Consider the following 12,377-nt stretch of genomic DNA (forward strand, 5'->3'; position numbering starts at 1 on the left):
GGAGGGGAATACCTTGGAAAAAATCATCGTCCGCGGCGGTCAGAAGTTAAACGGCACAGTGAAAGTTGAAGGAGCAAAAAATGCCGTTTTACCAGTTATCGCTGCATCTTTATTAGCAAGTGAAGAAAAAAGCGTAATATGTGATGTACCTACGCTCTCCGATGTATATACAATCAACGAAGTGTTGCGTCATTTAGGAGCAGATGTGCATTTTGAGAATAATGAAGTTACCGTAAACGCTTCTTACGCTTTAGAAACAGAAGCACCTTTTGAATATGTGCGTAAAATGCGCGCGTCAGTGCTTGTTATGGGCCCTCTGTTAGCCCGTACGGGTCATTCAAGAGTAGCGCTTCCGGGCGGCTGCGCAATCGGCTCAAGACCGATTGATCAGCATTTAAAAGGCTTTGAAGCAATGGGTGCAAAAATCAAAGTAGGCAACGGCTTTATTGAAGCAGAAGTGGAAGGCCGTCTGCAGGGCGCAAAAATCTATTTAGATTTCCCAAGTGTGGGTGCGACAGAAAACTTGATTATGGCAGCTGCTTTAGCTGAAGGAACAACAACGCTTGAAAACGTGGCAAAAGAGCCTGAAATCGTTGACTTAGCGAACTATATCAATGCGATGGGCGGAAAAATCCGCGGAGCCGGCACAGGCACCATTAAAATTGAAGGTGTCGAGAAGCTTCACGGCGTAAGACACAACATCATTCCTGACCGTATTGAAGCGGGTACTTTCATGGTGGCTGCGGCTATCACGGAAGGAAATGTATTAGTCAAAGGTGCGGTTCCTGAGCATCTTACGTCTTTAATTGCGAAGATGGAAGAAATGGGAGTCAAAATTACGGATGAAGGAGAAGGCCTTCGTGTCATCGGTCCTGCCCAGCTGAAGCCGATCGACATTAAAACGATGCCTCACCCAGGATTCCCGACTGATATGCAGTCGCAAATGATGGCGCTGCTTCTCCGTGCGAGCGGAACAAGCATGATTACTGAAACTGTGTTTGAAAACCGTTTTATGCATGCTGAAGAATTCCGCCGGATGAATGGCGACATTAAAATTGAAGGACGTTCTGTGATCATTAACGGTCCTGTACAGCTGCAAGGCGCAGAAGTTGCCGCTACGGACCTGCGTGCGGGCGCGGCGCTGATTCTTGCGGGATTAGTGGCTGAAGGTCATACACGCGTCACGGAACTGAAGCACTTGGATCGCGGTTATGTGAATTTCCATAAAAAACTTGCGGCTCTCGGCGCTGACATCGAGCGTGTCGTTGATGAAACGGCCGCTGAACAAGAAAGCAAAGAAGTCGTAACTGACCTAAACGCATAATGGCTGTAAAAACAGTATGTCAATCTGGCATACTGTTTTTTTATGGTTTATCATCATTATTATGCTCTGATTTCCAAAAAAGAATACGTTTTTCGCGTGAAAAATGGAATAAAGATTCTGTCCAAAAGGAAGTCATATTAGCTTGTCCCTGCCCATAAGATGAAGTAGAGTCGAATCCCAAGCAGGAGGCAGCTGATATATGAAACCGATTGTATTTCTACTATCCGGGCTGTGTATACTTATTCTTCTAGTCCCCACCATTCTCGTCCTTCCGTTTCAGGCAGAAAAAGGAGCAGCCGTAAACAGAGAGCCCGGACACAAAACAGCACACACCACACGAGAAACAAAAGGAGCAGAAACATTGAAAGAATCACCTGTATCCATTCCGGTTTATCGGACATCCAATCATTCTGTAGAAAACATTCCGCTTGAAGAGTACGTGATCGGTGTCGTGGCTTCCGAAATGCCCGCAGATTTTAAACCGGAGGCCTTAAAAGCCCAGGCGCTCGCCGCCCGGACATTCATCGTCAGACTGATGGTCGCTGACTCAGCCGTCCAGGCGCCGAAAGGATCACTGGTGGATGATACGCAAATGTTCCAAGTCTATCAAAGCAAAAGCCAGCTGAAAAAAGAATGGGGTTCTAAGTACGCACACAACCTCAAGAAAATCACAAACGCGGTGGCCGGCACGCAAGGAAAGATTTTAACGTACGATAACAAGCCGATTGAGGCATCTTTCTTCTCTACGAGTAACGGGTATACGGAAAATGCGGAAGCCTATTGGACAAGCGCCATTCCTTATTTAAAAAGCGTGAAAAGTCCGTGGGATAAGCAATCGCCGAAATATCTTGCCACCCAGACCTTCAGTGTGCCGGAGTTTCAGCAAAAGCTCGGCGTACAGCTCTCAGGACAAAACACGGTGGGACAGATTACAGCCAGAACGCCGGGCCATCAAGTGGCAACGGCCGTCATCAACGGCAAAAAGCTGAAGGGAAGAGACATCCGGGAAAAACTCGGACTCCGTTCTGCCGACTTTGAATGGAAACGAAACGGCAGCAGCATCACCATTACGACAAAAGGATTCGGCCACGGCGTCGGCATGAGCCAGTACGGGGCCAATTACATGGCGGAGCAGGGAAAATCAGTGGCGGACATCGTCAAGCATTATTATCAGGGAGTGGACATTTCCGAAGCAGATTCATTTTTAAACAAATATATGGCGAAAAAATAGACGCTTTCATGAGCGTCTGTTTTTTTTTGAAAACTATTCCATAAACGGTAAAGCAACCAACAGACTCATATAACGAAAGCCTAAAGGCTGACAAATGTCGATTGAAGGCTGAGCGCCGGGTGTAAATCACTGATAAAAATGCCGCTTCTATGTGAATATACGCAAAAATAATGAGGAACGCCGTCCTATTTATTTCCCTTTTCATCTCATTTACGATAAATATTGTTCGGCGTTGAACGTAAATCTATTGAAAAGGGGAAAAAGCAATGAAAAAAACATTTTCACTCATACTCATGCTCGGATTGATGCTGACTGCTGCATCTCCTGCTTTTGCTGCCGAGAATGCAAACGAGAAGACTCTTTCATTTAAAAACAATACCGCCATTTTACTTGATGCGAGCGGCAGTATGGCAAAACGGATTGACGGTGTTTCTAAATACAACATGGCAAAAGAAGAAATTGTCCGTTTTGCGGATCAAATTAAATCTAAATCACAGGTCAGAATGACAGTTTTCGGTTCGGAAGGCAATAATAAAAACTCCGGAAAGGTTCAATCTTGTGAATCCATTCGCGGTGTGTACGGATTCCAAAGGTTTGACAGACAGAGCTTCCTTAACTCTCTTAACGGAATCGGGCCTACGGGCTGGACACCGATTGCAAAAGCATTAGAGGATGCGAAGGCTTCCTTTACCGGTTTGCACAAACTTGGCAGTAAATCCGTTTTCCTGTTGACGGACGGCGAGGAGACATGCGGAGGAGATCCTGTTAAGACAGCGAAAGAACTTCGCAAACAGCATATTAAAGTCAACGTGATCGGCTTTGACTTTAAGGAAGGCTTCAACGGCCAGCTTCACGAGATTGCCAAAGCGGGCGGAGGAAAATATTACGAAGCTCACAGCCAAAAGGATATGAACCGCATCTTTACAATGGCAGCGAGTTCATTAGCGGAATAAGAAAAGGTGCCGTTTATCGGCCCTTTTTTTTATTTTTATTTAACAAAAATTTCAAGAAAAGATGAAGAGAAAACTGTAAAAAGAATCAGATTCCGGACTTATATTACAAAAAGGGCGAAAAAGGCATTAAATCTGTCATCATTTATCCAATCTTTTTAGGATGATGCGCATAATTCTGTTCATTTTTAACGGCGTACAGCCGCTTATACAAAAGGAATCCCGCCCTATATCTTTTTGCATACACGTCATCTAGCATAGAGAAGAGCCGGGGGCCCATCGGCCAAAAACAAACGGAGAGGAATGAAGGAAATGAAAAAAATGTTCACTGCGGGGATTGTCGGACTTTTGACGCTTTCACTCGGATCACCTGTTTTTGCAGCTGAGAAAAAGCACGAAGAAACAAACATTGCTGTGCTGTTTGATGCAAGCGGAAGCATGATACAAAAAACAGGGGGAGAGCGTAAAATAGATGTTGCGAAAGAGTCTGTCACTTCTTTTGCGGAAGTTCTTCCTGAAGACACGAATCTGATGCTTCGGGTATTCGGGCATAAGGGCAATAATAAAAACTCAGGCAAAGCCGTATCATGTAATGCGACAGAAACGTTATACGGCCTTCAGCCGTACGCCGTGACTCCATTTGAGCAATCACTCAGCAAGATTAAACCGACCGGCTGGACACCGATTGCGAAAGCGCTTTCTGATACGCGTGAAGAATTTGAGCGGGCCGGCGCCACAGGGAAAAACGTCGTATATCTGATCACAGACGGTGAAGAAACATGCGGCGGTAATCCTCAGGCCGAAATTCAAAAGCTCCGTAAAGCGAACGTCAACACGATCGTCAATATCATCGGCTTCAACTTCGGCATGAAAGGAAGCGAAAGCCTTGAAAAAGCGGCGGAAGCGGGAGGCGGCACATATGTCTCAGCTGACAGCGCGGACGAGTTCAAACAGGCTTGGGAAGACGCTGCAAAGGATTTAGCAAAAGAATAGGTTAAAAAAGGACGCCCGCGCGGCGTCTTTTTTGTTTAGAAAACGGAACCGCGGGAATGATACGGATAAAAGGAGATGAACGCTGTTGTTAAAAGGAGCAGGCATTATATTAGTGCTGGCGGCAGTCGTTTTTGTTCTGATGGGAATTTTTCTGAAGCTTGCCGCCTTCATATTCGTCAGTATATTGGCCATTATCGCCGCAGTTATTTTATTCACCATTCTGAGCAGACATCATCGCAATGAAACATAGAGTCCTAAGAGGGCTCTTTTTTTAAACCGCAAATTCGACAAAATACAGGGATTGTGGAAGAATAAAAGAGAAGGATACTGCGGAGGGGAAAACAGTGGATGAAAAAACAACAGCGGTAAGAGACATATACCGCTATGAAAAAGGGGTATTAACAAAGACGGCAGATCGGATGGTTTCAGAGTATCCGCTGACCGTCATGGTGAACGGGCAGGAATTTGTTACGCTCGTCTGCACGCCTGACCATTTAGAGGAACTCGTCATCGGATTTCTCGCATCAGAAGGCGTCATTCGTTTTGAAAAAGAAATCAAAAGCTTTACTATAGATGAAAGTCTCGGGTTTGCATATGTTGAACTGACGAATCCCGGAGTGCTTGAGCAAAAAGACTATACGAAGAGGGTCATCGGTTCATGCTGCGGGAAAGGCCGCCATTTTTACTTTCAGCAGGATGTGAAAACGGCCAAAACCGCCGTCAGCCGTATCACTATAACTCCTGAGACGTGCCTTCGCCTGATGAAGGAGATGCAAAGAGGAAGCGGCACCTTCCAGGAAACGGGCGGCGTCCATAATGCGGCGCTGTGCGATACGGAAAAGCTGCTCTTTATGAGGACGGATATCGGGCGCCACAACGCGCTGGATAAGCTGTACGGCTGCTGTTTGAAAAACGGAATGCCGGTCCGTGACAAGCTGATCGTCTTCAGCGGCCGGATTTCCTCGGAGGTTTTATTAAAAGCCGCAAAAATCGGCGTGTCGATTGTCATTTCAAAATCGGCGCCGACGGAGCTCGCGCTGCAAATGGCGGAAGAGCTGAACATAACCGCGATAGGTTTTGTCAGAAACGGATCATTTAACGTATACACACATCCTGAACGGGTTGAACAATAGAAAGGGGTCTTGGGCTTATGAATACAGAAACGCGCCGGGTGACAGACAAAAGGGAAAGGCCGCTCAGGGATCTTCGTATCTCTGTAACCGACCGCTGCAATTTCAGATGCACGTACTGTATGCCAGCCGAATTATTCGGACCGGATTATCCATTTTTACAAAAGACGGAATTGCTCTCCTTCGAGGAGCTTGAGCGGCTTGCGAAGCTGTTTGTCGGCCGCTTCGGCGTTGAAAAAATCAGGCTGACGGGCGGAGAGCCGCTCATGAGAAAAGATATGCCTGAATTGATCAAAAAACTTGCGCGCATCCCCGGACTTAAAGATATCGCGATGACGACAAACGGCTCTCTGCTTCCCGTGTATGCGGAAAAACTGAAGCAGGCGGGGCTGCATCGCGTGACAGTCAGCCTCGATTCTTTAGAGGATGAGCGGTTTAAGGCCATTAACGGCCGCGGGGTTTCGGTGAACAAGGTGCTTGAGGGCATTGAGGCGGCAAAAGCGGCCGGACTCGGTGTGAAAATCAACATGGTTGTTCAAAAGGGCGTCAATGAAAAAGATATCCTGCCGATGGCCCGCTATTTTAAAGAAAAGGGTCATATTCTCCGGTTTATTGAATTTATGGATGTAGGCAATACGAATCAATGGAATAAAAAAGACGTGATCACGAAGGCGGAGATTATTGATCTGATCAACCAGCACATGCCGACGGAGCCGATAGAAGCGAATTATAAAGGAGAGGTCGCTTCCAGGTTCCGCTATCTTGACGGTTCCGGCGAAATCGGCGTGATTTCCTCCGTCTCGGATGCATTCTGCGCCTCCTGCAACAGAGCGCGCCTGTCGGCGAGAGGAGAGCTGTTTACGTGCCTGTTTGCGTCAAGCGGCTATGATGTTCGGAAACTCGTGCGCGGCGGTCTGAACGATGATGAATTGACGGAATCCATCGCTTCTGTCTGGAGAAATCGCACGGATCAGTATTCAATTGACCGCGCGCTTTCTAAAACGGATGGGAAAAAGAAAGTGGAAATGTCTTATATAGGCGGATGAAGAAAAGCCTGCCCGGACAAGGGCAGGCTTTTTTATTCACAATATGAGAGCGGTCTGTTCAAAAAATACCGATGACAGCCGAAATATATGATAGGAATTTTGATGCAGGACAATCAAGTTATGCAATTCCAAAGCCATACAATATGTTAAAATATAACCAATAGAAATTAGAAAAGGTTGTGAAAGGGGCATGACCGCATACGAGATTCCGTCATCTCAAGTTGGAGTCAAGATCAACAAATGGTACAAGCACATTTTAGCGTTTCAAGCGGCTGATGCCATAAAGCTGAAAGAGGAAATTGATGAGGATATACAACGTATGGAGGAAGACCAGCTGCTGCTGTTATATTATCAGCTGATCAGCTACCGCCATCATATTATGCTTGATTACGTCAAGCCGGAATGCACCGAACAATCACAGATTCAGTACAGCGAGCTGCAAAAGACGATCGAAAGCACGGACAGCATATCGGGACTGTCTGAGTATTATTTCCATTTGTTCAGAGGGATGTATGAATTCGATCACAATAACTATGTTGCGGCTATTTCTTTTTACCGGAAAGCGGAAAAACTCCTTTCATTTGTCGAGGATGATATAGAGAGGGCGGAATTCCATTTCAAGATGTCTGAAGTGTTTTATGTCATGAAGCAGACTCATTTTTCCATGAATCACGGGATTCAGGCGCTGGATACGTATATGAAACACGATTTCTACAGAGTGCGGAGAATTCAATGCCATTTCGTCATCTCAGGAAACTACATCGACTGCAAAAACTACGACAAAGCGCTTGAGCATTTAGACGAAGCCCTCCGCCTTTCTTTGCTTGAAGGACAGCCCCGCCTGATCGGGTCTTCGCTTTACAATCTGGGGAATTGTTATTCTGAAAAGCGCGATCTGGATGAAGCGGCCCGGTACTTTAGAAAAGCGGTTCCCGTTTTTGAAGAGCATCAGCTTGAACAGCTTCCGAAGGCGCTGTTCAGCTTAACGCACACCCTTTTCAGGCTGCATGATGACCAAGCGGCCCTTACCTATTATGAAAGAGGGGTCATGATCGCGAAAGAACGGGGCGACCGATTCAGTTTAGAGAAGTATAAGTTTTTACAAGCGCTTTATTTGGAGTCACTCAATATGGATTTAATCCATGAAGTGTTTGACTATATGAATGAAAAATCGCTGTATGTGTATATTGAAGATTTCGCCTTGGAGGCCGCCGTTTACACAAGCGGACATGGGCAATATAAAGAAGCGGCGTATTTTTATGAAAAAGCGATTCGCATGAGAGAAAACATTCAAAAAGAACAGTGTTTATACGATATATAATTTTCTTAACCATCTGATCAGCAGATGGTTATTTTTTTATGCACATCATAACGTTTGACCATAGAAAAAAACGGAAAAATCGCAAAAGAGAGAAAAAAGTACAAGGGGAAGGAGGGATTTGTTGTTCGGATTCAATGATATGATAAAGTTTTTCGTATCATTTCTCATCATTCTGCCGATGGTGTCTGTCATCCATGTGTCGGGACACAGCTTTATGGCCATGCTGTTCGGAGGCAAGGCATCATTGGATATCGGAATGGGGAAACGTCTTTTAAAAGTAGGGCCGATTCAGGTTCGGCGTATCTACTTCATAGATTCTTTCTGCAAGTTCGGCGAATTGCGGATAGATAACCGCCTGACGAGCGCGCTCGTCTATTCCGGAGGCTGTCTGTTTAATCTCGCTTCTATCTTTTTAATAAATCTGCTGATCATAAAAGATGTCCTCGAGCCAAACTTATTTTTTTACCAATTTGTCTATTTTTCAACTTATTATGTTTTCTTTGCCCTTCTGCCGGTGCAATACGGGGATAATAAGCTGTCAGACGGATTGGCTGTTTACAAAGTGCTCCGCTACGGGGAACGCTGTGAAATCAATAATTGAGAGTTGAAATGTTTGTGTTCAGGCTGAAAGGGAAGAAAACAAGTACACATAACAAAAAAGGAGCTGAAGAGATCATGAGTCAAGATAACGGTTTAAAAGACAAAGTAAAAGGCGGCATGAACAAAGTGAAAGGGGAAGCAAAGGACAAAGCAGGCGACATGGCAGACAAGTCCGACTTAAAAGCGGAAGGTAAAAAAGACAAAGCGAAAGGCAGCCTGCAAAAGGGTGTCGGTAAAACGAAAGATAAACTCAGTGATGATTAATTTGATAGTGAAACACAGCAAAAGCCCAAAATATTTTGGGCTTTTTGTTATGAGAAATGACAAAAATTCCAGTTCATTTGGTTAATATTCACTAAATTTTTAAATATTCTATAAATTCACCGGTGATTTCTTTATAATATTCACATAGAATGTAACCTTTCTTCACATTTGATTAAACGTTTGTTGAAGAAAAAAATGAGAAATCGGTAATTTCTGCAAAAGGAATCGGGCCGTTCACCGTCGAATAACTTTTATTACTTAACATTTCATGAGGTGAAGGGGGTGACGGCCGCCTGCATCGTTTCGTATGACCATACGGATTGTGTTTGACTATCACTGAGGGGGAATACAGATGAAACTGACACCGGTTGAACAAGAAAAATTGCTTATTTTTACGGCGGGAGAGCTCGCTAAGCAGCGGAAGGCGCGCGGCGTTCTGCTGAATTATCCCGAAGCCGCTGCATATTTGACCTGTTATCTGATGGAAGGCGCGAGAGACGGAAAGAGCGTTGCTGAGCTGATGGAATCCGGCCGCAATGTATTGACGGAAAAAGACGTTATGGAAGGCGTTGCGGAAATGCTGGACAGCATTCAGGTGGAAGCGACGTTCCCGGACGGGGTTAAGCTTGTCACCGTTCATCAGCCGATCAAAGCGGAGGTGAAGTCATGAAGCCGGGAGGGATTCAAGTCGCAAAGGGGAACATCACCATTAACGAAGGCCGGAAGACGCTGGAGGTGTCAGTCACCAATAACGGAACACGGTCAGTGCAGGTAGGATCGCATTTTCATTTTGCCGAAGCCAACGGCGCTCTTTCCTTCAATCGGGACAAAGCAATCGGCATGCGTCTTGATATCCCGTCAGGCACATCTGTCCGTTTTGAACCGGGAGAAGAGAAAACCGTCACGCTCGTGGAAATCGGAGGGCGAAAAACGGTCAGAGGTCTCAACGGCATGGCCGATACGTATATGGATGAGCGGGGAAAAGAGAAGACTCTGTCAAATCTTAAAAAAGCCGGATGGATGGAGGAGGCGATCCGATGAAAATGTCACGTGAGCAATACGCAGAACTGTTCGGACCGACAACGGGAGACAAAGTCAGACTCGGAGATACGGATTTATGGATTGAAGTCGAAAAAGATTTCACGAATTACGGTGAAGAAATGATTTTCGGCGGAGGGAAAACAATCCGGGACGGCATGGGGCAGAACGGGCGTATCACCGGGAAAGACGGAGCGCTTGATCTGGTTATTACAAACGCCGTCATCCTGGATTATACCGGGATCGTCAAGGCGGATATCGGGGTGAAGGACGGCCGGATTGTCGGCGTCGGGAAAAGCGGCAACCCTGATATTATGGATGGGGTGGACCCGCACATGATTATCGGTGCCGGAACAGAAGTCATTTCCGGCGAAGGGAAAATCGTAACGGCCGGCGGGGTGGATACACATATCCACTTTATCTGCCCGCAGCAGATGGAAGTCGCGCTTTCTTCAGGCGTGACCACGCTTCTCGGCGGCGGAACGGGTCCTGCGACGGGAAGTAAAGCGACGACTTGTACATCCGGTGCATGGTACATGTCGAGAATGCTGGAAGCGGCCGAGGAGTTTCCGATCAACGTCGGTTTCTTAGGAAAAGGGAATGCATCCGATAAAGCGCCGCTGATCGAGCAGGTGGAAGCAGGCGCGATCGGACTGAAGCTGCATGAAGATTGGGGATCAACGCCAAGCGTAATTAAAGCTTGCATGGAAGCGGCGGATGAGGCGGACATTCAGGTGGCGATCCACACAGATACGATAAATGAAGCGGGCTTTTTAGAAAATACGCTTGATGCGATCGGCGACCGGGTTATCCATACATATCACATAGAGGGAGCCGGCGGAGGCCACGCACCGGATATTATGAAACTCGCATCTTACGCCAATATCCTGCCGTCCTCTACGACGCCGACGATTCCGTATACCGTCAACACGATGGACGAGCATCTTGATATGATGATGGTCTGCCATCATTTAGATTCAAAAGTGCCTGAAGACGTGGCGTTCAGTCATTCACGCATCAGAGCGGCCACCATTGCGGCGGAGGATATTCTGCACGATATCGGCGCGATCAGCATGACGTCATCTGACTCGCAGGCGATGGGCAGGGTGGGAGAAGTGATTATCCGGACATGGCAGGTGGCCGATAAAATGAAAAAGCAGCGCGGCGCTCTATCAGGAGAAAACGGCAATGACAATGTGCGCGCCAAACGCTATATCGCCAAATACACGATCAACCCGGCCGTCACTCACGGCCTGAGCCATGAAGTCGGTTCCGTTGAAAAAGGAAAGCTCGCCGACCTCGTACTATGGGACCCGGTTTTCTTCGGCGTCAAACCTGAACTTGTGCTCAAAGGCGGCATGATCGCCCGCGCCCAAATGGGAGATCCGAATGCTTCCATTCCGACGCCTGAGCCCGTGTTTATGCGGCAGATGTACGCATCATACGGTAAAGCAAACCGAAATACCTCTATTACATTTATGTCCCAGGCCGGTATCGCAAACGGTGTGCCGGAAAAGCTCGGCCTTGAAAAAATGATTTCTCCCGTACGGAGTATCCGTAAGCTGAGTAAGCTCGACATGAAGCTGAATGACGCGATGCCGAATATACAAGTCGATCCGAAAACCTATCAGGTGTTCGCCGACGGAGAAGAGCTGGCATGCCAGCCTGTCAGCTATGTTCCGCTCGGACAGCGTTATTTTTTATTTTAATCCCTCTCCGGCCGGTTTCCCGCCGGCCTGTTTACACCTCTATTGCCAACTTGATTTCATCCTGCCGCCCGTTTTAGTGTATATTAGTAGTTGACAAACAAATGAAATGTAACCATTGTGGTTACAACGGTGGTGAAAAACATGATTAACAGCCGTCTTGCTGTGGCCATTCACATTCTATCGCTGATCTCAACGGATGAACGGGCGTCATCGGACATGATTGCGGGCAGCGTAAACACCAATCCCGTCGTGGTGCGGAGAACGATCAGCCAGCTGAAAAAAGCGGGTATTCTGACATCCCGGGCGGGTGTTCCGGGAGCCAGCCTGAAAAAAGATCCGTCGGAGATCACCCTCTTAGAGGTTTACAGGGCTGTGCAGAATAAGGAAGAGCTTTTTGCGGTTCACGACAATCCGAACCCCGACTGTCCGGTCGGCAAAAATATGCAGCGCGCGCTTGATGAGACGTTCGGAAGCGTACAGCGGGCAATGGAGAATGAACTTGCGAGCAAGTCCCTTTATGATGTAATGAATCATCTCTTTTGTTAAAAAGAGATGGTTCATCCCGCTATCGGTGTAACAAAAATGGTTACAAGGGGGAGGCGGTTACCGGGATATTTTTATTTTGCTTAAGGCTTATGTGAAGGTGTCAGCTGTGAGCAAGTTAAACAAAAAATGATATCCTGCCTCCAGAAATGCCAAAACCGTTCGCCTCTTAATAATCATTATAAAATGTCTCAAGGAACGATCAGCAGCCCGTTAGCTGCCCCTAAT

General features: G+C 46.7%; 14 protein-coding genes. All 14 read left to right on the plus strand.

Translation table 11 applies throughout. The features are described 5' to 3' along the window. Positions 1–13 precede the first annotated feature (13 nt). The 14 genes from murA to ACNFN4_RS07015 all read left to right on the plus strand — a co-directional run bounded on the left by murA (position 14) and on the right by ACNFN4_RS07015 (position 12,152). Positions 14–1,324: a UDP-N-acetylglucosamine 1-carboxyvinyltransferase gene (gene murA, locus ACNFN4_RS06950; protein ID WP_007407592.1), complete on the plus strand. Its 1,311-nt coding sequence runs from the start codon at positions 14–16 to the stop codon at positions 1,322–1,324. A gap of 199 nt (positions 1,325–1,523) precedes the next feature. Then, on the plus strand, positions 1,524–2,555 hold the full coding sequence (gene spoIID, locus ACNFN4_RS06955; protein WP_007407591.1) for a stage II sporulation protein D: 1,032 nt from the start codon (positions 1,524–1,526) through the stop codon (positions 2,553–2,555). A gap of 266 nt (positions 2,556–2,821) precedes the next feature. Further along, positions 2,822–3,508, plus strand: coding sequence for a VWA domain-containing protein (locus tag ACNFN4_RS06960; protein ID WP_007407590.1), 687 nt, complete (start codon positions 2,822–2,824; stop codon positions 3,506–3,508). A gap of 309 nt (positions 3,509–3,817) precedes the next feature. After that, positions 3,818–4,498 (plus strand): VWA domain-containing protein, encoded by a 681-nt coding sequence (locus ACNFN4_RS06965; RefSeq protein WP_020956466.1) that lies wholly within the window; start codon positions 3,818–3,820, stop codon positions 4,496–4,498. An 85-nt stretch (positions 4,499–4,583) separates the two neighbouring features. After that, positions 4,584–4,748, plus strand: coding sequence for a hypothetical protein (locus tag ACNFN4_RS06970; protein ID WP_007407587.1), 165 nt, complete (start codon positions 4,584–4,586; stop codon positions 4,746–4,748). Positions 4,749–4,842: 94 nt separating this feature from the next. Beyond that, entirely contained in the window at positions 4,843–5,631 is a 789-nt protein-coding gene (gene fdhD / locus ACNFN4_RS06975) for a formate dehydrogenase accessory sulfurtransferase FdhD (RefSeq protein ID WP_007407586.1), read from the plus strand. Positions 5,632–5,648: 17 nt separating this feature from the next. After that, positions 5,649–6,674: a GTP 3',8-cyclase MoaA gene (moaA, locus tag ACNFN4_RS06980; protein WP_020956465.1), complete on the plus strand. Its 1,026-nt coding sequence runs from the start codon at positions 5,649–5,651 to the stop codon at positions 6,672–6,674. A 190-nt stretch (positions 6,675–6,864) separates the two neighbouring features. After that, on the plus strand, positions 6,865–7,995 hold the full coding sequence (locus ACNFN4_RS06985) for a response regulator aspartate phosphatase (protein ID WP_007614349.1): 1,131 nt from the start codon (positions 6,865–6,867) through the stop codon (positions 7,993–7,995). A 121-nt stretch (positions 7,996–8,116) separates the two neighbouring features. Then, on the plus strand, positions 8,117–8,596 hold the full coding sequence (locus tag ACNFN4_RS06990) for a hypothetical protein (RefSeq protein WP_007407583.1): 480 nt from the start codon (positions 8,117–8,119) through the stop codon (positions 8,594–8,596). 74 nt (positions 8,597–8,670) lie between these two features. Continuing rightward, positions 8,671–8,859, plus strand: a complete 189-nt coding sequence (locus ACNFN4_RS06995) for a CsbD family protein (protein ID WP_032863869.1) — start codon at positions 8,671–8,673, stop codon at positions 8,857–8,859. A gap of 352 nt (positions 8,860–9,211) precedes the next feature. Beyond that, complete coding sequence (ureA, locus tag ACNFN4_RS07000; protein WP_003151198.1) at positions 9,212–9,529, plus strand: urease subunit gamma; 318 nt, start codon at positions 9,212–9,214, stop codon at positions 9,527–9,529. Then, on the plus strand, positions 9,526–9,900 hold the full coding sequence (ureB, locus tag ACNFN4_RS07005; protein WP_448200074.1) for an urease subunit beta: 375 nt from the start codon (positions 9,526–9,528) through the stop codon (positions 9,898–9,900). Before ureA ends, ureB begins: the two co-directional genes overlap by 4 nt. Continuing rightward, a complete protein-coding gene (ureC, locus tag ACNFN4_RS07010; protein WP_448200075.1) occupies positions 9,897–11,606 on the plus strand; it encodes an urease subunit alpha in 1,710 nt (569 codons plus the stop codon). The genes ureB and ureC overlap by 4 nt, the downstream gene beginning before the upstream one ends. A 141-nt stretch (positions 11,607–11,747) precedes the next feature. Then, positions 11,748–12,152, plus strand: coding sequence for an Rrf2 family transcriptional regulator (locus ACNFN4_RS07015; protein ID WP_014419089.1), 405 nt, complete (start codon positions 11,748–11,750; stop codon positions 12,150–12,152). Positions 12,153–12,377 lie beyond the last annotated feature (225 nt).

The sequence above is a fragment of the Bacillus sp. N1(2025) genome (assembly GCF_053470005.1).